The following is an 18,614-nucleotide window of genomic DNA, read 5'->3' as shown; positions in this document are numbered from 1 at the left end:
GAGAGAACACAAGAAGGAAGAGGGGCGGGGGAGCTTGCCGCAGCACCAGGGACAGGCCGCCACCGGCCTGTCCCGCGAAAGGACCGATATGAAGAAGAATTTCCAGACAGTGGCCATCGTCGCGCTCGGCGCAGTCCTGGTGGGCTGCGCGGCCCCCAAGACCGGCCGCGACGATGCGACCTACTACTACTCGAACAAGGCTGCGACCGCGGTGCCGAAGGTGGAGCCGGCACCGCCGCCGCCGGTGCAGAACGGCCCAGCCGGGGTGCCGAAGATCGTCTATTTCGACTTCGACAAATACAACATCAGGCCCGGCGACCGGAACATCGTGGAAGCTCACGCGAGCTACCTGCGCAACCGGCCGCAGAGCAAGGTCGTGATCGAGGGCCACACCGACCAGCGCGGCGGCCGCGAATACAACCTCGCGCTGGGCCAGCGCCGTGCCGACTCGGTCCAGCGCGCGCTCACGCAGCTCGGCGTGCCCGCCGAGCGCATCGAGGCCATCAGCTGGGGCCTGGAGAAACCTGCATCGCTCGAAACCACCGAGGAGGGCTATCAGCTCAATCGCCGGGCCGAATTCAGCTATCGCTGAAGCCGGGTCACCGCGATGACTTCGGTGGTGGCAGTCCCCGGACCGCGCACACGTCAGAGCGAAAGCAGATGACGGGCGTGGCCGGTTTCCCGCATTCGAACGGGGCCGAATGATGTCCTTCACAGACCAGCTCCACGCCTGCCACGAACGCCTTGCGTCGGTGTGCGCGGCGCTGCCTGCGCCCTATCCGGCATTCACGCTGTTCTTCTCGGTCAGCGACGGCTCGCAGCGCGCACACGTCGTGCACGCGCGGGCCGCCGACTTCGAGACTGCGTGGCGCGAAGGCGCGGGCCACGTCGAGCGCTGGGTGCACGAGCGCGGCATCGTCTCGCCGTGGCTGCGCATCGACTGGGTGGAGGGCGCGAGCCCGATGGACTGGGCCCAGTTCAAGACGCAGCTCACGGCCGTCAAGCGCAACTACTTCCGCCTCGGCCTGGCCTTCGACAAGGACTTCACGCTCGCCTTCACCGAGCAGGAACTCAATGCCAACGCCATGCTGTGCGGCGACTCGACCATCGCGCACTCGGTGGTCAACGCGCGCAACTTCGAGGTCTACGGCCAGGCGCGCTTCCAATGCTCGCCGCCGCTGGACATGCCCTCCGACCAGCCGGTCTACCTGCTGGCGACGGTGGGCGTGTTCTGCCAGCCCGACGGCGTGGTGCACAAGCTGGTGGGCACGGGGCTCGACGCGGGCCGCCGGCAGCTGCCTGCGCTCAACCCGCAGTCGGTGCTCGAACTCGTGCGCAGCGGCTCGTCGTACCTCGCGCGCCAGGTGCAGGGCGACGGCCTCTTCGTGTACGGCTACTTCCCGTGCTTCGACCGCCGCATCCCGACCTACGACGCGATGCGCCATGCGAGCGCGATCTACGCGATGCTCGAGTCGTGGGAGCTCACGCGCGACGAGACGCTGCGCGCGGCCATCGACCGGGCGCTGGAGCATCTCACCGGCTCGCTGATCCGCGACTACATCCTGCTCGACGGGCGCGCGGTGGCCTTCCTGGTCGACACCGGCGGCGAGATCAAGCTCGGCGGCAACGCGGCCTGCGTGCTCGCGCTGGTGAAGTACTGCGAGCTGATGGACACGCGCCGCTGGCTGCCGCTGCTGGAGAAGCTCGCGCTGGGCATCGCCTCGATGCAGGATGCGGCCACCGGCCGCTTCAACCACGTGTTGCACGCCGCCGACCTCACGGTCAAGCAGGCCTCGCGCATCATCTACTACGACGGCGAGGCCGCCTACGCGCTCATGCGCCTCTACTCGCTCACGCGCGAGCCGCAATGGCTGGCGGTGGTGGAGAAGGCCTTCGACCACTTCATCGCCAGCCAGCACTGGCAGGCGCACGACCACTGGCTCAGCTGCTGCGTGTGCGAACTCACGCACTGGAGCCCTCAGGAGAAGTACTTCCGCTTCGGCCTGCAGAACGTGGCGGGGTACCTCGACTTCGTGCTCGACCGGAAGACCACCTTCCCGACGCTGCTCGAACTCATGCTGGCCGCGCAGCAGATGCTGCAGCGGCTCGAAGGCATGCCCGCGATGCGGCACCTTCTGGACGAACTCGACACCGAGAAGTTCTACCGCGCGCTCGACTACCGCGCGCACTACCTGCTCAACGGATTCTTCTGGCCCGAGATGGCGATGTACTTCCGCCGGCCGTCGACCGTGGTGGGCTCGTTCTTCATCCGCCACCACTCGTTCCGCGTGCGCATCGACGACGTCGAGCAGTACCTCTCGGGCTTCGCCGCCTACCACCGCTACCTGGTGGAGCGGCGCGCAGTGCCGGGTGGCGCGGGCTCCGGGGGCGGGCGCGACGACGGCGCGGTGTGGACCGCCAGCGAGATGGCGCGCGTGACCGGCGGCGAGTGGGTGGTCAAGCCCGAGGACGGCTGGCGCGCCGCGGGCGTGGCGCAGCGCTCCTTCATGCGCAAGGGCCGCGTGGTGTTCGACCACCAGACGCGGCCTTCCAAGACGCCGCTGGCCGCCGTCACGCTCAAGGGCGTGCTGCAGCCGGCCGCGGCCGTGCTGTGCTCCGACCCCAAGCCGCACCTCGACAAGCGCGTGCCCGTGCTCAAGGTGCAGAACGTGCTGCAGGCGGTGCTGGAGCTCGGCGACCATGCGCGCGCCGAGTTCACCGGCCGCGTGTGCGGCGTGCTCGGCAGCGGCGCCGGAAGCAGCACCGTGGCGGCGATGCTGGCCGGTGCGCTCACCGTGTGGGGCGAGGTCGGCCAGCCCGAGGGCAACGTGAGCCTGCCGTCGGGCATCGCCTGGAACATGACCTGCATGCCCAGGCACGCGGCCTACTGGGTGCTGGAGATGGGCACTTCGCACATGCCGGCGTCGGCGCAGCTGGTGCGGCCTTCGCTGATGGTCGTCACGGGGCTGTCCGCCGCCTCGCAGAAGCACCGCGGCCCGAGCGAGGCTGCCGCGCGCATGGACAGCCGGATCTTCCAGGCCATGGCGCCGGGCGATTCGGTGGTGCTCAACCGCGACATTCCCGAATTCGCCACCTTCGCCGAAGCGGCGATGGCGCAGCAGCTGCAGATCGTGACCTACGGCGAGCACAGGGACGCCGACGTGCGCCTGCTCGCCTTCGATCACGGCGAGGTGCAGGCGATGGTGGCGGGCGAGCCCTTCCAGCTGCGGCTGAACGCGCCGGGCCGGCACATGGGCGCGAGCGCTATCGCCGCGCTCGCCGCGCTGCAGGCCATGCGGCTGCCGCTGGCCGCCGCGGTCGAGCCCTTCGCGCACTTCGAGCCGCCGGGCGGCCGCGGTGCGCTGCACACCATTCACATCGGCGGCGGCAGCTTCAAGCTGATCGACGAGACCTACGACGCCAACCCCAGCTCGATGCGCGCCGCGCTGGAGCTGCTCTCGCAGGCGCCCTGCGAGCCGGCGCGGCGCGTGGCGATCCTCGGCGACATGCAGGAGCTCGGCCCCGCCGCCCAGCGCCACCACCTCGACCTGGAGGCCGAGCTGCTCGCATCGCAGCCTGACCGCGTGCTGCTGTGCGGCCCGCTGATGCGCGCGCTGCATGCGCGCATCCGCACCAAGGTGCGCTCGCACTGGTTCGTCGATGTGTCCGATCTGTCGACAGCGCTCGGCGGGCTGCTGCAGCCCGGCGACTGGGTGCTGGCGAAGAGTTCCGCGGGTGTCGGCCTTTCGCGGCTGGCCCGGGTTTTGAAAGCACTGCCATGAGATTCAACGCACTCCTGCACTCGGCCTTCGGATACGAGGCCCCCGCCACGCGACAGCAGCCCGCCCGCCGCTGGTGGCTGGGCTGGCTGCAGCTGCTGTGCGCATGGGTGCTGTGCATGCTGCTGTGCGCCAACATCGCGCTGGTGTTCGCGCAGGATTTGTCAGGGCGAAAGGGGGAGGTCAGCGCAGGGAGGCCGGCCGGTTGCGCGGTAACGGGAAGCGCCGCGCAACCGGTGCCGGTTAACGGGATCAGGGCCGATGTGGCGAAGGGGCAAAGGCTGCCGTGCTGATGTGTGTTTGAAGCGCACCGCGAGTGAATATTTGCCTTGTAACAGCTGGGTAACAGTTGATAATGAGGCAGGCGTCACTGCACGACGGACCGGCTCTTTCCAATGATCAAGTTCCTCCTGCCAAGCCAACTGGTTGCCGAGACCCCGGACGAGCCCGGAGCCAGTCCCTACGCGGGTGCGCTGAACGCCGCATTCCGCGCTGCCTATCCGCTGGTGAAGAGTGCGGCATGGCGCTCGCTGCCCATCAGCCTGTTCGGGCTGCTGCCTTCCATCTTCCTGCTGCAGGTGTATGACCGGGTGCTGTCGCGCAGCGGCACCTCGACGCTGGCCGCGCTGGTAAGCGGCATCCTGTTCTTCCTGTGCATCGAGTTCTGGCTGCGCACGCGCCGCTCGCGCCTGCTGCGCAACGCCGGCGCCATCGTCGACCACGGCGTCTCGGGCGCGCTGCTGAACTCGATGCTGGGCCGTCCGCTGCGCGCGCTGGAGGCGCGGCCGGCGTCGGTGTGGCACCTGTACTTCCGCGACGTGGCCTCGGTGCGCGGCACCATCACGGGCGGACTGGCCCAATCCATCTTCGACCTGCCCATGGCCGTCTTCGCCCTGGTGGTCATCGGCATCGTCGCGCTGCCGGTGCTGCCGGTGGTGGTGCTGTTCCTCGGGATCATGTCGTTCCTGGCGTGGTGGTGGGCCGACGAGGTGCGCTCCGGCCGCGTGGAGGAAGTGCAGCGCGGGCGCGGCCTCGAGCGCGTGACCGCCGAGATCTGCAACGCACGCGAGACGCTCAAGGCCCAGGCCAACGACGGCCCCACCATCGAGATGTGGCGCCAGACCTACAACGCCTGGCTCGCCGAGAGCTTCAGCAAGAACGGCCAGATCGAGACAGCGCGCGACGGCACCACCGTGCTGCTCACCGTCTTCTCCGTCGTCGTCGTGACCGTTGGCGCCGTCTCGGTGATGGAGCAGTGGATGACGGTGGGCGGCCTGGTCGCGTCGAACATGCTGGCCTTGAAAGCGCTGCAGCCGGTGGCCGGGCTGGTGTCGAACTGGCGCTCGCTGGCCACCGCCAAGGAGGCCGCCAAGCGGCTGGAGACCGTGCTGCGCGAGCCGGTCGAGAAGCCGCCCACGGGCATGACGCTGCCCCAGCCGCTGGGCCGCATCACGCTGAAGGACGTGAGCTTCAGCTTCACCGAGACCGCTCAGCAGCCGGTGCTGGAGAACGTCGACCTCGACATCGGCCCGGGCGGCCTGCACGTGATCGTGGGGCGCAACGGCGCGGGCAAGTCGACGCTAGTCAAGCTGCTGTCGGGCCTGTACACGCCCACGCGCGGCGTGGTGAGCATCGGCGAGTACGACCTCTCGCAGTTCGGCCGCGAGGAGCTGTCGCGCTGGATCAGCTATCTCTCGCAGGAGGTCTACTGGTTCGGCGGTTCGCTGATCGACGTGATGCGGCGCAACGCGCCGGGCCAGAGCGACGAGCAGATCGTCGCGGCCTGCAAGCTCTCGGGCGCGCACGATTTCATCTCGCGGCTGCCCGACGGCTATCGCACCATGGTGGGCGAAGGCGGCACCGGCGTGTCGGTGGGCGAGCGGCGCAAGCTCGCGCTGGCCATGAGCTTCCTGCGCAAGCCCTCGGTGCTGGTGCTCGACGAGCCCAGCAACGACCTCGACTTCCAGAGCGAGCGCAACCTGCTCGCCACGCTGCTCGCGGTGGCCAAGGTGCGCACCGTGGTGGTCGTCACGCACTCGCTGCGCATCGTCTCCGCCGCCAACGTGGTCTACCACGTCACCGGCCACGGCAACGTGGAGCAGGGCACGGCCGCGGTGATGGTGCCAAAGCTGTTCGGCGTGAAGAAGCCGCTGGTGGCGCTGGGCGACGCGGAAGAAGGCGCGGCCGGCGGTGCCTCGCCGGCCTCGCGCTCGATGGCCTGAGGCACGGGCGGCGACCGACGAGCAACGAACGACTGACGAACGAAGAGTGACCGGGGACGCGATTTGAAAATAGACCTGCCGCAGATTCTTCAGGAAGAGAACGAGAAGCGCGAGGCCCAGGCCTCGCCGCAGGGGCGGCGGCGGCAGTGGATCATCGGCGGCGCGATCGCCGTGCTCGCGCTGGTCGGCCTCGGCTTTCCGATGGAGACGGTGGTGGTTGCCCCGGGCCGCGTGATCCCGTCGGACCGCGTCAAGTCCATCCAGCATTTGGAGGGCGGCATCGTCAGCAACGTGCTGGTGAAGGAAGGCGAGAAGGTCAAGCAGGGCCAGCCGCTGGTCGAGATCGACCTGGGCGGCAGCGGCCTCAACCTCGAAGAGCTCACTGCCCGCTACGCCGCCACGCAGGCCACGCGCGTGCGGCTGATGGCCGAGAGCCGCGGCCAGCCGCTCACGCGCCAGTCCTTCGCCGCCGACATCGACGAGGGCGTGTTCGAGGGCGAGACCGGCGCCTACCAGGCGCGCGCGCTCGAGCAGCGCGGCGTGATGGCCGGCGCGGTGTCGGGCCTGGAGCAGGCGCGCAGCAAGAAGCTGGAGCAGGAGGCCAAGGTCAAGGGCCTGAGCGACCGGCTGGCGCTGATGCAGAAGGAACTCGAAATCTCCGAACAGCTGCTCAGCGAGAAGCTGGTGGGTCAGGTCGAAGTGCTCGAGAAGCGCCGCCAGGCCGAGAGCGTGCGCAGCGAACTCGCCGTGGCGCGCCAGGGCGTGGTTTCGGCCAACGCCTCCATCACCGAGGCGCAGGCCAAGATGGCGGAGGCCGAGGGGCGCTTCCGCCGCCGCGCTTCGGACGAACTGGCCACGGTCGAGCGCCAGTTCGCGAGCCTGAGCGAAGACCTGGCGCGTGCGCGCACCCAGCGTTCGCGCACCGTGGTGAAGGCGCCGTCGGACGGCATCGTGAAGGGCCTGCGCAATTCCAGCCCCGGCTGGGTGGTGAAGCCGGGCGAATCGATCCTCGAGGTGGTGCCCGACGAGGACGAGATCATGGTCGAGGCGCGGCTCAACCCCAACGACCGCGGCTTCATCGAAGTGGGTCAGGAGGCGCGCGTGAAGATCACCGCCTACGACTACCTGCGCTACGGCGCGGTCGACGGCAAGGTGAGGCTGGTTGCGGCCGACGCCGACCGCGACCCCGCCATCTCCAGCGGCGCGCCCTACTACCGGCTGCTCATCAGCATGTCGCAGTCGCACGTGGGCCGCGTCGAGAACCGCATCACCGCCGGCATGGAGTCCGAAGTGGACCTGCGCGTGGGCACCGACCCGTTCATCTGGTACATCCTGCGACCCGTGCTCAAGCTTCGCCGCGAAGCTTTCCGCGAACCATGAAGTACCGCAAACCGGTCGATCTGCGCCGCGTGGGCACCGGCGCCGTCTGCGCGGCACTGTGTGCGGGCTTCGCCCTGCCGCCAGCCTATGCCCAGGAGCAACAGCAGCAGCAGCCCCAGCCGCTGCCCGACTACCTGCTGCAGCAGCAGGAGATGGAGAGCGCCGCGAGGCTCACCGTCGCGCGCAGGCTCTCGGCGCCTTCGCTCGGCGCGGCGAGCTACGCGCAGCAGGTGAAGCAGGCGCTGGTCGTGCTCTCGCAGGACTACCCCGAAGTGCAGACCATGCAGGCGGCCGCCAATACCAGCAGCTACGGCGTGGATGCGGCGAGACAGGCGCGCTATCCGAAGTTCAGGCTCGGCACCTCCTCGGGCAACTACAACAGCGGGGCGGCCAACGCCAAGACGCAGAGCTACACCGTGCTGACCGCCGAGGCGCGCGTGAGCCTGCTGGACGGCGGCGCGATGAACGCCGCGCAGCGCGCCGCGGAAGCCGGCAACCAGGCCGACGACGAGGCCGTCGTCACCACCTCGCAGAAGGTGGTGCTGGACGCGCTCACTGCGTATTTGCAGGTGCAGCGCTTCGACCTCAAGAAACAGATTGCGCACAAGGCCTCCGAGGTGGTGGCCGAACTCTCGAAGGCCGAGGCCCGCCGCGTGGCGCTGGGCGTGAGCGGCGACAACGACCTCAACATGGCGGCCTCGCGCCGTGCGCTGGTGGCCGCGCGTGAATCCGACTTCGAGGCGCAGCGCGACGAGGCGCTCGCCAAGTTCCGCAACTACTTCAAGTTCTCGCCCAACCCCGAGTCGCTGCCGGTGCTCGCGGCGCCCGTGCAGTGGCGCATCGCCACGCAGGAGGAAGCGCTGCGCCGGGCCGAATCGCGCAGCACCGAGATCGCCGAGGCGCTGGGCCGCATCGAGCGGGCGAGGGCGCTGGCCGACCAGCAGGACGCGAGTCTCTACCCCACGCTCGACGCCGTGCTCGTGAAGAGCAAGGACCCGCGCGGCGTCTCGCCGCAGGACCCGACGCGCGCTGCGTTCGAGCTCAACTGGAACTTCGGCAACGGCTTCGACCGCCAGCTGCGCCTGAAGTCGGCGCTGGCCGAAGTCGCCAACCAGGAAGCCAAGCTCGAAGGCGTGAAGCTCAACCTCTTCGAGCTCACCGCAGCCTCGTGGTCGCGCACCGTCTCCGGCCGCGAGCGCGAGAAGCAGCTGATGGAAGCCGTCAGCACCGCCGGCCAGGCCTTCCGCGGCCGCCGCCGCCTGATGGAGTTCGGCCGCGAGACCCTGCCCAAGGTGCTCGACGCGCAGCTCGACTACTACACGCTGCTGTTCGACTACGTCGACGGCGTCTTCGACCTGCGCATCTCCGAGCTGCGCCTGGCACGCACCACCGGCGAACTGCGCATCGACCCCGCCGGCCCCAACAACTGGATCGACCGCCTCTTCGGCGCCCCCAGCCGCCAGGTGCTCACCGAGGACGGCCTGCTCGCGAAGCTCTGCATATCGAGCAACACCGCCTGCACAAGCGAGCCGGTAGTGACCGAACGCGCCACTGGCGCAGCCGGCGCCCCTCCGGCCCTGCGCAGAGCCCAACGCCTCTCGATCCCGTAAGCAAGCGGGCAAGCGGGCAAGCGGCAAGCGAAGCGAGCCAATTCGCGAACACCGCGGAACCGGCTCTGCCGGGCCGCAGGTGTTGCCCCCGGCAGGGGGTTGGCGAAGCGACACGAAGTGCGCGAAGCCTGGGGGTGAGCCTGGTGCCACCGAGGAACCGGCTCTGCCGGGCCTCAGGTGTTGCCCACGGAAGGGAGTTGGCGAAGCGGACACGAAGTGCCGCGCAGCCTGGGGGAGAGCCTGGTGCCACCGAGAAACCGGCTCCGCCGGGCCTCAGGTGTTGCCCCCGGAAGGGGGTTGGCGAAGCGGACACCAAGTGCCGCGCAGCCTGGGAGGAGCCAAGCCTTGCCTGGGGGCGAACTTATTGCTCTTCGGGAATGCCCGGTTCGCCGTCGAGGATCTGGTACTTGCGCATCTTCTCCCACAGCACCTTGCGGCTGATGCCCAGGTGCTGCGCGGTGTCCTGGCGCTTCCAGTCGTTGATCTCCAGCGCCGCGATGATGCGGTTGCGCTCGCTGCTGTTCCAGCCCTTGCGGTCGGCGCTGCCGTCGATCGCGCCCAGCCCGCCCGAGCTGCCGTTCAGGCCGTTGCCGCCCGCCGATGCCGCAGGCGCGGGCGTGCCGCGCGTGAGCGCGATGGCGCGCTGGATCAGGTTCTGGTCCCAGCTGTGCAGCTGGCGCGCAATCACGCCCACGCGCTCGGCGAGGTTGCGCAGCTGGCGCACGTTGCCGGGGAAGTAGGTCTCGGCCACCGCGTCGCTGAGCCAGTGCGGCGTTTCGCCCAGGGCTTCCAGCTCGTCGCCGAGCACGTTGCTCAGCAGCGCCTTGAAGATCGCGATCTTGTCGATCTCGCCGCGTTCCTCGAGACTGGGTACGTGCAGTTCGATCACCGCGAGCCGGTAGAACAGGTCGGCGCGGAACTCGCCGCTGGCCACCATCTCGCGCAGGTTGCGGTTGGTGGCCGCCACGAGCCGGAAGTCCACGCGCACCGGCGCCGTCGCGCCCAGCCGCGTCACCGCGTTGTCCTCCAGCACGCGCAGCAGCTTCACCTGCTGGTAGCGCGGCAGGTCGCCGATCTCGTCGAGGAACAGCGTGCCGCCCGTGGCCTGCTCGAAGTAGCCGCGATGCGCATGCACCGCGCCCGTGAACGAGCCCTTGGTATGGCCGAAGAAGAGCGACTCGAAGAGCCCGTCGGGAATCGCGCCGCAGTTCACCGCCACGAACGCGCCCTTGCCGTAGCGCTGGTGGCCCATGTGCAGCTGCTGCGCGATGCGCTCCTTGCCCACGCCCGTCTCGCCGCGCACCAGCACGCTGTGGTCGCAGTCGGCAAAGGCGTTCACCTCGGCCAGCAGCGCCTTCATCGCATCGGAGTGCGCCACCAGCACGTCGGGCGGCTGCGGCGCCACCTCGCGCGCACGCAGCTGCCGCACCAGCTTCGCGACCATCGTGCGCAGCTCGGCGCAGGTGAAGTCGTATGGCAGCACATGCAGGTACTCGGGCGGATAGGTGCGCGAGTCGCGCTCGCGCGACCCGGCCGCCACCCAGATCACCGGCATGCCCTGCAGCAGCTCGGTCGCATGCGCCAGACCGCCCCCGTCGATGACCGTGACGCTGATGATCGCCACCGAAGGCCGCAGCGCGGCCCCCTGCTCCTGATGCGGAGGCGGCATGCCGTCGGCCCGGATCACCTCCACGTCGAAGCTCGCCATGCACCGCGCGATGCGGTCGAGGATGTCTGCCTTGCCTTCCCAGACAAAGAGGTCGAGTTCGTCGAAATTGGCGGCGGGTGAGCTCATGTTGGAAGTACGCGCATATCAGTAGACCAGCTGGGCACCTCGATTACAGGAGAGGCGAGCGCCGACCTGCGCTTGCGCAAGATCGATTCCCAGGAGGTTCAGTAGTGCATTGACGGTAGGGTCGAGCAGGGGACCGAGTGCGTTCGTGACCACCGTCTGCAGGGTGTTCAGGAGATTGCTGATCAGGCTGAAGGTGCCATTCAGCAGGCCTCCGAGGACGCCGCTGCTGTCGCTCGAGTAGGGCTGAATCTGGATTCCACCTAGCGTGGACCCCAAGCTTTGCACAAGCGACGTGGAGCTAATGGGCTTGAATGATGGATCTTTGCCTGTGCCGTCATATGGCGCGGCATCGATCTCTGGTAGGTTTGCCGGAGCTGGAGCAACATAAGTCAGTGCGGTGCCACTTGCGCTTCCGCCGACGTCCGAGTTGACGACAAGGCCAAGTCCGGAGATGACAGTTTTCTGGGCAAGCCCCATGTCAGTCACATACGTGCCGTTCTCAGCTTTCCATTTTTTGGGGCTACAGATCAGCGACAGAAGACACCAGTCGAACTTGGCTTCGCGATAGCCGATCTCGACGATGCCTACAGGAGCGGCTGTTGCCGGCACAGAAGACGAAAAGATGTTCGAAACCTTGCCGACATTCAACCGAGCCACACTAGTGCTGGCTTGGACATTCAATGATTTGCTATCAGAGCTGTTGCATGTATGGCCTGTAACCAGTCCCGCACCATTGCCAGCACTGAGACCAATTTCAATGGGTGCGGGGAGAGCTTGTGCGTAGATCACCTTGGTCACTGGGCAGTTGCCGCTGCAGACGACTGTTGCAACCAAGTCGGACACAATCGTTCCGAGATTCAAAGTTGCAACGCTATCGAGAAAATTGATAAGCGGAGACAGCGCACCAGTCACCGTGGAAAGCAAGTTCGAAAGAAGATTTGTGATCCCGTCGAGATTGACGGACAGCAGCATGCGGACCTGTGCAGTGCGGACGTAAATCCTGTTCGGATCATTAACCCCGAGTGCCGGATTGATGAGCATCGGATTTCCCACGGCAGAAACCTGGGGCGGCTCGACGACCTGCACCTTCGCCGTGACGCTGGCGATGCCGGGGACGTTGATCGGCACGGTGGCCGCGAGGCCGTTCTTGCCGTTCGCGACCTGGATCATTCCCTGAACGAGCTGGAAGAGCTGGAGGTTGGTGTTGAGGCCGGCAGCGTCCGTTCCGCTCGCCACGCCCAGGAGGTCGGCGAGCTTGAGGGTGAAGGGCGCAGCCTGGACGGTGACCAGCAGATCCCGCAGTGCCTGGATGGTGGCGGCGGCGGTGTTGCCGCTGCGTTCCATGACGGAGATCATGGCCTGGAGCAGGACGCCTGCGTCCACGTTCGTGGCGAGCACCTGGTCGTAGTTGGCGGCGCTGATGTTCAGGGCGACCTTGAGTTGATCGAGAAAGCTCAACAACTGGATGTCGGTGTTCAGCAGCCCCTGCCAGCCCGCGGCTTGCAGCGACAGCGCGCCGCCCAGCAGGCCGCCGAAAAGGGCGTTCAGCAAGGCCGACTGGTTGGAGTCGATGGTCACCAGCGTGCTTCGAATGGTGAGCGAAGCGAGCGGCTGTCGTTGCGCCGCAAGTGCCTGCACGCTGATGGTGGCTGCAGGACTGCCGGAAATTCCTGGCAGGAGCAGGGCCGGAGTCCTCGTGATGGTGACCCGTACGGCATTGAAGGCCTGGCCTGTGCCGGGTGTACCGAAGTACTGGGGTGCCGTTCGGCTGGGATTGCCTGGATCCCAGTTGCCGCATTCCACATCCCCCTGTGTGAGGGCAGGCAGCAGGGGCGGCATGTTCTGGGAAGCGTTCGTCACCGCAGCAGTCTTCGCGTCGGTGCAGACGAAGGGCTGGAGTGACTGGGCCCCCGACAGCGCCGCAAGGTCCGCGGTCTTCTGAAGCTCGCGCTTGATGAAGAAGAGATAGCCGAGCTGCGTGCCAAGCAGCGTGATGACCACAAGGCTCAGCGCGATGGCCGTATTGATCAGGACCGATCCGCGGATCCGCTTGCGGCTTGAGAGGTGATGGAGTGCTGCGTTCATGGCAATGGAACTCCTCAGGACGATCGAATTGCGATGGTCGAGCGACTCCGCAGCTGATTGGGCATCCACGTGCTGATATCCAGGAAAGGTATGGACGGCAGCAGGCGGTTCGCGCTGTAGGGGTAGATCACCGTCACCACGTAGGTGGCAGATGCTCCGGCGCCGCTGGTGATGGGGTCGACGGTCACGTTGGACACGATCCAGTTGCGCCTGCTGGTCACGTCGGTGTTCGCCGAAACAGGCACGACGAGGGAATTGGTCAGGGCCGCATAGACGGCGTCCTTTACTCGTCCGTCACCTGCAACGGGCGAAGTGATGATGCCTGCCGTGCGGGCGCCTTCTTCCGCCGCGCGTGTCACCGCCTGCTGCGTGTAGAGCACCGCACCGAACGTTGCGAGCGCATACAGCACGCTGAACAGCACGCTGAAGACCAGCGCGAACTCGATGGCGGCCACGCCGCGCTCGCGAGCCTTCCTGCGTGTGCAAGCCCCGCCGTTGCCATTGCCGTTCATGGCGCTCTCCCGTCCAGCAGCATGCTGGCCTTGCCGACGATGGTTGTAGGCATGACGAAGCTGGGGAACGGCGGCAGCAGCATCTGCAAATTGCTTGCCGTCACGGTTACCACCATCTGGCAGCGCGTGTCCCAGGTGGTGCCGCAGGCGGGAGCCGTGCAGTTGTTGCTGACCACACCGCACACGGTGGCAGTGGCGTTGCGCGTCACCACCGCGGGCATCCAGTTGCTGCTCGCGAGGGCAGTCGTCTGAGCCTGGGTGGCGCGCGCTGCAAAGGTCGACTGGTAACGCAGCGCGGCGCGCGCGCCGTCTTCGGCTGCGTTCTGCAACCCGAGCCGGAACGCGAACAGCATCCCATAGCTGATGATCCCGTAAAGCAACGCGAAGAAGATCAGGAACACCAAGGCGAACTCGACCGCGTACGCACCGCGCTGGGCGTGCGCGGCGGTGCGGTTGCGAAGGCGTGGTGTGGTCATGGCGCTGCCGGATCTGCGTTGTGCGCCTTGGCTACTTCGGCGCGCTGGGGTCGCCGCCGGCGCCGGAACTGCCGTTGCCGGCGTTGGACTTCAGGCTCGAGGTCATGCGCTCGGGAATGGGGTATTCAAAGCTCTTCAGATAGCGCTGGTAGCTGCGGCTGGCGACGTCGCCGGCGATGGTTCTCGGCGTCCTGGATGCGATCTCCCCGCCGCGCTGCCAGGCGAGCAGGCTCTGGGTGGCGTCGCCGACCTGCAGCGGCTCGTAGGTGAAGTCTTCGGCCTGCGCCATCTCTTCCTGGCCCTGCGGCTGTGTCGATGCCTGCGCGGCGGCAGCAGGAGCGGGTGTTGCGGGCTCCTGTGCCTTGGCTGCCGGGGGCTGCGCCTGCGGTTGCTGTTGTTGCTGGGCGATTGCCGCCGGAGCGGCGATCAGCAACGTGGCCGCAAGTCCGAATGCCGGCAGCGAGGCGATGCGGGCGATGGTCGTCTTTCTCATGGGGTGCCTCGTGGGGTCGAATTCGGCGACAGGGAAGCCGCCGCGTCGGCGGTGGCAGGGTTGAGCTGGCTGGCGGTGCGCACGCCTGCGCTGCCCGACCAGCGCGACGCCTTGAGCATCAGCGGTTGCTGCTGCTGCGCCTGGTCTTCGCGTGCGGCGGTGGTGGCCGTGTCCGGCAGCGGGCGCACGATGTCGACGGCTGCGGCCGGTTGAAGGGAACCGGTGGACGCGAGCGGCCTTGAACCTCCGGCGCGCAGCTGCTGGGCGGCATCGCGGACCGCGGCGCGCGCCGCAGGGGACATGCGGTTGGCCTCCATCAGCCTGTTCGCCTGTTCGTCCTGCCCGGTTGCTTCGAGGTACAGCGCGAGGTTGGACTGGGCCTGCGTGCTGTCGGGCCGCAACTGCAGCGCCTGCATCAGCGGCAGCCGCGCTTCATCGATCTGTCCTGCGCGCAGGCTGGCATAGCCGAGGTCGCTGAGGAGGGCGGCGTCTGTGGGGGTGAGGCGCTGCGCCTGCTTCAGCAGCTGCACGGCTTCGGCGAAGCTGCCGCGCGCACCGGCCAGCAGGCCGAGGCCGCGATAGCCGGCGCTTTCCAGCGGCGTGCCCACGAGCCGTCTGTAGGCCTGCTCGCTCGCCGCGGCCTGCCCGGTCTGGCGCAGCGCATCGGCGCGCATGCGGGTCGACTCGGGCGACACGCCCCAGCGCTGCTCCAGTGCATCGATGTGGGCCAGCGAGGCGAACCACAGCCCTTCCTTCTGCATCTGCTCGACGAGCTTGAGGTACGTGGCCTTGCTGTCGACCGCGGCGCCGGCCTTGGTGTCGGCCGTGGCCTCGGCGGATGCCCGCTGCTGCGCATCGGTGGCAGCGGCGTACTGGTCCTTGAGCGCGCCGCATCCGGTGAGCGCGAACGTTGCCGCGGCGGCGACGGCACATGCCAGCAGGCGGCTGGCCCGGGGCGAGCACATGCGGGAGAAGTCTTCGTATGTCACTTGATGATGGCTCCCAGTGAACGGAATATCGCGATGAACCCCGGCCCTGCGGTGACGATGACCAGCGCGGGCAGCAGCGTGGTCACCATCACGCCGGTCATCTTCACGGTGATCTTGCCGATGCGCTCCTTCAGCTCGGAGCGGCGGCTTTCGCGCAGCCGGTCGCTGAAGATGCGCAGCGGTTCCTGCACCGCACCGCCGTGCCGGTCGACCTGCACCAGCAGCGAGACGAGGCCGCGCATGTTCTCGTTTCTGTGGAGGGTCGCGAGGCGATGCAGCGAGTGCTCGCGCGTGCGGCCCTGGCTGTATTGCGCGTTGGCGATGGCGAGTTCGAAGCCCAGCACGCGCAGTACGTGCCGAAAGTCGGTCGCCATGATCTGCAGGCTCTGGTCCAGGCTCAGGCCCACGCCCTGCAGCAGCCGCAGCAGGTCGATGAACAGCGGCAGCTCCTGCGCGGCGCGCTCGCGCCGGCCTGCGGCGATGCGGCCGAGCACCCACTTGGGCGCCATGAAGCCGATGGCGATGTACGCCGCCAGCACGAAGGTGACGGTGTTCTGCGTGTGCCCGCTGCTCCAGAACACGTAGGCCAGCAGCGGAAGCATGAAGGCCAGCAGGATGCGCGTGACCAGGAACACCAGCTGAGCCCGCTTCGACGGCAGCCCGCACTGGTCGATGAGGTTGCGGTCTTCGTCCGCGACCAGGGCGCGGCCGATGCGCGAATCGAGCCAGTGGAAGGGCAGTTCGAGTTCGGGCTTGATCGGCGCATCGGGGTCGGCGGGAGCGTCGACGGCCGCCTTCAGATCGGGCGCCACCACGGCCTGCCGGATGGCGCGGCCGATGACCTGGCCGCTGCGCGTGCGGCGGATCTCCGCCGCGACCAGCGCGCCGGCGCCGACCATCAGCCCCACCGCGAGCAGGACGAGGCTGAGGATGAGCAGTTGGTTCGGCGTGATCGTCATGCCAGTCTCGCGAGCCTGTACAGAAGCACCGCGCCCGTCAGCTGCAGCCCCGCCGCCGAGAAGATCAGGATACGGCCCGTGTCGTCGTTCCACATCCCCATAAAGTAGCCGGGGTTGGTGAAGATGAGGAAAGCGCCCACACCCACAGGCAGCAGGCCGAGGATCCAGGCCGACAGGCGCGTCTCGGAAGACAGCGCGATGAGTTCCTGCTCCGCCTGTTCGCGGTCGCGCATGAAGTTGGCCACGCGCTCCAGCAGCAGGTCGGCGCGTCCGCCGTAGCGCACACCCAGGCCGAGGATGGAAGCCAGCAGGTACATCTCCTCGATGCGCACGTTCTCCGCCGTCTGGTGCAGCGCACGGTCGAGATCGACGCCCGCGCGCACCAGCGCCGCGGCGCGCTCCAGGTGGCCGCGCAGCGGCGCCTGCGTGGTGGCGATCGCCAGCTGGAAAGCTGCCTGCGTGGAATTGCCGATGGTGATCAGCCGCACCATGGCGTCGATGTAGCCCGGGAGCTGGTGGATGAGCTTGCGGCGGAACTTCTGCAGCTGCAGCCACAGTGCAAAGCTCGTCATCAGCATCAGCAGGAACAGCACACCCAGTGCGGCGAGCCACCCGACCAGCACACCGATCAGCAGGCAGATGCCGGCGATCACGGCCAGAGCGAAGACGATGGTGCGCGGTTCGACCACGCCCATCATCCAGCCGGGAATCGCGCGCTCGAGCAGGCTGGTGCGCACCGGCGCCGCGGGTGTGGTGCCCGCGTCGAGCCACGGGTCCGTGGTCAATCCCGACACGAGGCCGTCGGTGGGCATGTCCCGCAGCGGCATCGGTATCGGCGCCGCGTCGGCTGCCGCGGCGCTCGCCTGGATCTGCTGGCTCAGGTGCCGCTCCGTCGCCTGCCGCCCCTGCCGGTTCTTTGCCCACTGCCACAGCAGCAGGCCCGCGGCCGCGAGCAGCAGCGCGATGCAGAACGCCACGAGCAGGGCTTCACGCACGGTTGTCTCCTGCGTGCTGCGAGGCGCGCTGCAGCGACTGGCGGAAGCGCGTGATCTTCGGCGAGTGCGGCGCGATGCCCAGCGACACCCAGCGGTCGCGCTCCTCGCCGTCGGGCGAGACGATCGGCTCGTAGCGGTACAGCTCCTGCATCGCCACCACGTTGTCGTTGACGCCCGTGACCTCGCTCAGCGAAATGATGCGACGCTGCCCGTTCGATAGGCGCCCGATCTGCACGATGAAGTCGATGGCGTTGGCGATCTGTCGGCGCAGGCTCACCTCGCTGCCCTGGTAGCCGGCGAAGCCCGCGAGCATCTCGAGGCGGTAGAGGCATTCGCGCGGCGAGCTTGCGTGGATGGTGCCCATCGAGCCTTCGTGGCCGGTGTTCATGGCCTGCATCATCTCGATGACTTCGGCGCCGCGAACCTCGCCCACGATGATGCGGTCGGGCCGCATGCGCAGGCTGTTGCGAAGCAGGTCGCGGATCGACACCACGCCCTGGCCGTCGAAGCCGCCGGGGCGGCTCTCCAGCCGCACCACGTGGCTGGTGCCCAGCGAGAGCTCGGCCGTGTCCTCGATGGTGATCACGCGCTCTCGCGCCGGGATGAAGCTGGCCAGTGCGTTCAACAGCGAGGTCTTGCCCGAGCTGGTACCGCCGCTCACGAGGATGTTGCAGCGCGCGCGCACCGCGATCTCCAGCAGCTGCGCCATGCCCGCGTCGAAGGTGCCGAGCTTCACCAGGTCGGCCGGCGTGAGCGGCTCCTTGCGGAACTTGCGGATCGACACCGACAGGCCGTCGATGGCCAGCGGCTCGATGATGACGTTGATGCGACCGCCGTCCGGCAGGCGGGCGTCGACCATCGGGTTCGACTCGTCGAGCCGGCGTCCCAGCGGCGCGAGGATGCGCCGCACGATGCGCATCACATGTTCCGAATCGGCGAAGCGCACGGTCTCGCGCTCCAGCACGCCGTGGCGCGAGACGTACACGTTCTGGTAGCCGTTGATCAGGATGTCTTCCACCGCCGGGTCGTTGAGCAGGTCTTCCAGCGGACCGAAGCCGGCGAGCTCCTTGGTGAGCGCGTCGGAGATGAGCTGCATCTCGCGGTCGTTGATCGGCACGCGGCGCAGGCGCACGAAGCTGTCGACCTCCAGCTCGACGAACTGCTGGATCGACGCGCGCGACCAGCGGCCAAACTCGGCGCCAAGCTCCTCGATGCGGCTGAGCAGGTGGTCGTGCGTCCAGCTCTTGATGTCCTGGAACTGCTGGGAGTTGATGAACGCCTGGTCGTCGTCGGCGAATTCGATATCGGTGGACATGGGC

The 18,614-nt window shown here is 67.9% G+C and carries 15 protein-coding genes; 6 read left to right on the top strand and 9 right to left on the bottom strand.

Annotation, left to right across the window (positions count from 1 at the left end; all coding sequences use genetic code 11):
- The first annotated feature begins 88 nt into the window (after nt 1–88).
- The 6 genes from pal (at nt 89) to G369_RS0122020 (ending at nt 8,991) form a co-directional block, all read left to right on the top strand.
- Nucleotides 89–592: a peptidoglycan-associated lipoprotein Pal gene (gene pal, locus G369_RS0122045; RefSeq protein ID WP_019656211.1), complete on the top strand. Its 504-nt coding sequence runs from the start codon at nt 89–91 to the stop codon at nt 590–592.
- Between the two features lie 109 nt (nt 593–701).
- Entirely contained in the window at nt 702–3,782 is a 3,081-nt protein-coding gene (locus G369_RS0122040) for a glutamate ligase domain-containing protein (RefSeq protein ID WP_019656210.1), read from the top strand.
- Nucleotides 3,779–4,072: a hypothetical protein gene (locus G369_RS36150; protein ID WP_019656209.1), complete on the top strand. Its 294-nt coding sequence runs from the start codon at nt 3,779–3,781 to the stop codon at nt 4,070–4,072. Before G369_RS0122040 ends, G369_RS36150 begins: the two co-directional genes overlap by 4 nt.
- Nucleotides 4,073–4,174: 102 nt before the next feature.
- Complete coding sequence (locus G369_RS0122030) at nt 4,175–6,001, top strand: peptidase domain-containing ABC transporter (protein ID WP_019656208.1); 1,827 nt, start codon at nt 4,175–4,177, stop codon at nt 5,999–6,001.
- A gap of 63 nt (nt 6,002–6,064) precedes the next feature.
- Nucleotides 6,065–7,381 (top strand): HlyD family type I secretion periplasmic adaptor subunit, encoded by a 1,317-nt coding sequence (locus G369_RS0122025; protein ID WP_019656207.1) that lies wholly within the window; start codon nt 6,065–6,067, stop codon nt 7,379–7,381.
- The gene (locus tag G369_RS0122020) at nt 7,378–8,991 is read left to right on the top strand and encodes a TolC family protein (RefSeq protein ID WP_019656206.1); all 1,614 of its coding nucleotides are present in this window, start codon (nt 7,378–7,380) and stop codon (nt 8,989–8,991) included. The genes G369_RS0122025 and G369_RS0122020 overlap by 4 nt, the downstream gene beginning before the upstream one ends.
- Before the next feature lie 361 nt (nt 8,992–9,352).
- On the opposite strand, the gene G369_RS0122015 is transcribed toward G369_RS0122020, so the two are convergent.
- The 9 genes from G369_RS0122015 to G369_RS0121975 are packed head-to-tail and all read right to left on the bottom strand — an operon-like array spanning nt 9,353 to nt 18,610.
- Nucleotides 9,353–10,786 (bottom strand): sigma 54-interacting transcriptional regulator, encoded by a 1,434-nt coding sequence (locus G369_RS0122015; RefSeq protein ID WP_019656205.1) that lies wholly within the window; start codon nt 10,784–10,786, stop codon nt 9,353–9,355.
- Nucleotides 10,787–10,804: 18 nt separating this feature from the next.
- On the bottom strand, nt 10,805–12,871 hold the full coding sequence (locus G369_RS0122010; RefSeq protein WP_019656204.1) for a TadG family pilus assembly protein: 2,067 nt from the start codon (nt 12,869–12,871) through the stop codon (nt 10,805–10,807).
- Nucleotides 12,872–12,885: 14 nt separating this feature from the next.
- Nucleotides 12,886–13,383 carry a TadE/TadG family type IV pilus assembly protein gene (locus tag G369_RS0122005; RefSeq protein WP_019656203.1) on the bottom strand — a complete coding sequence of 166 codons (498 nt, stop codon included), beginning with the start codon at nt 13,381–13,383 and terminating at the stop codon, nt 12,886–12,888.
- Nucleotides 13,380–13,859, bottom strand: a complete 480-nt coding sequence (locus G369_RS0122000; protein WP_019656202.1) for a TadE/TadG family type IV pilus assembly protein — start codon at nt 13,857–13,859, stop codon at nt 13,380–13,382. The genes G369_RS0122005 and G369_RS0122000 overlap by 4 nt, the downstream gene beginning before the upstream one ends.
- A 31-nt stretch (nt 13,860–13,890) precedes the next feature.
- Nucleotides 13,891–14,352 carry a DUF3613 domain-containing protein gene (locus G369_RS0121995; RefSeq protein WP_019656201.1) on the bottom strand — a complete coding sequence of 154 codons (462 nt, stop codon included), beginning with the start codon at nt 14,350–14,352 and terminating at the stop codon, nt 13,891–13,893.
- A complete protein-coding gene (locus G369_RS0121990; RefSeq protein WP_019656200.1) occupies nt 14,349–15,341 on the bottom strand; it encodes a tetratricopeptide repeat protein in 993 nt (330 codons plus the stop codon). The genes G369_RS0121995 and G369_RS0121990 overlap by 4 nt, the downstream gene beginning before the upstream one ends.
- Nucleotides 15,338–16,300, bottom strand: coding sequence for a type II secretion system F family protein (locus G369_RS0121985; RefSeq protein ID WP_019656199.1), 963 nt, complete (start codon nt 16,298–16,300; stop codon nt 15,338–15,340). The genes G369_RS0121990 and G369_RS0121985 overlap by 4 nt, the downstream gene beginning before the upstream one ends.
- A complete protein-coding gene (locus G369_RS0121980; protein ID WP_019656198.1) occupies nt 16,297–17,295 on the bottom strand; it encodes a type II secretion system F family protein in 999 nt (332 codons plus the stop codon). The genes G369_RS0121985 and G369_RS0121980 overlap by 4 nt, the downstream gene beginning before the upstream one ends.
- Complete coding sequence (locus G369_RS0121975) at nt 17,288–18,610, bottom strand: TadA family conjugal transfer-associated ATPase (RefSeq protein ID WP_019656197.1); 1,323 nt, start codon at nt 18,608–18,610, stop codon at nt 17,288–17,290. The genes G369_RS0121980 and G369_RS0121975 overlap by 8 nt, the downstream gene beginning before the upstream one ends.
- Nucleotides 18,611–18,614: the final 4 nt, after the last annotated feature.

The organism is Variovorax atrisoli 110B, assembly GCF_000382045.1.
GTDB lineage: Bacteria > Pseudomonadota > Gammaproteobacteria > Burkholderiales > Burkholderiaceae_C > Variovorax > Variovorax atrisoli.
Note: the sequence above shows the minus strand (reverse complement) of the source record. Positions and strands in the feature narration are given on the sequence as shown.

Coding starts and splice junctions, on each gene's coding strand:
- pal (WP_019656211.1), top strand. CDS start 89: ATGAAGAAGAATTTCCAGACAGTGGCCATCGTCGCGCTCGGCGCAGTC.
- G369_RS0122040 (WP_019656210.1), top strand. CDS start 702: ATGATGTCCTTCACAGACCAGCTCCACGCCTGCCACGAACGCCTTGCG.
- G369_RS36150 (WP_019656209.1), top strand. CDS start 3,779: ATGAGATTCAACGCACTCCTGCACTCGGCCTTCGGATACGAGGCCCCC.
- G369_RS0122030 (WP_019656208.1), top strand. CDS start 4,175: ATGATCAAGTTCCTCCTGCCAAGCCAACTGGTTGCCGAGACCCCGGAC.
- G369_RS0122020 (WP_019656206.1), top strand. CDS start 7,378: ATGAAGTACCGCAAACCGGTCGATCTGCGCCGCGTGGGCACCGGCGCC.
- G369_RS0122015 (WP_019656205.1), bottom strand. CDS start 10,786: ATGAGCTCACCCGCCGCCAATTTCGACGAACTCGACCTCTTTGTCTGG.
- G369_RS0122010 (WP_019656204.1), bottom strand. CDS start 12,871: ATGAACGCAGCACTCCATCACCTCTCAAGCCGCAAGCGGATCCGCGGA.
- G369_RS0122005 (WP_019656203.1), bottom strand. CDS start 13,383: ATGAACGGCAATGGCAACGGCGGGGCTTGCACACGCAGGAAGGCTCGC.
- G369_RS0122000 (WP_019656202.1), bottom strand. CDS start 13,859: ATGACCACACCACGCCTTCGCAACCGCACCGCCGCGCACGCCCAGCGC.
- G369_RS0121995 (WP_019656201.1), bottom strand. CDS start 14,352: ATGAGAAAGACGACCATCGCCCGCATCGCCTCGCTGCCGGCATTCGGA.
- G369_RS0121985 (WP_019656199.1), bottom strand. CDS start 16,300: ATGACGATCACGCCGAACCAACTGCTCATCCTCAGCCTCGTCCTGCTC.
- G369_RS0121975 (WP_019656197.1), bottom strand. CDS start 18,610: ATGTCCACCGATATCGAATTCGCCGACGACGACCAGGCGTTCATCAAC.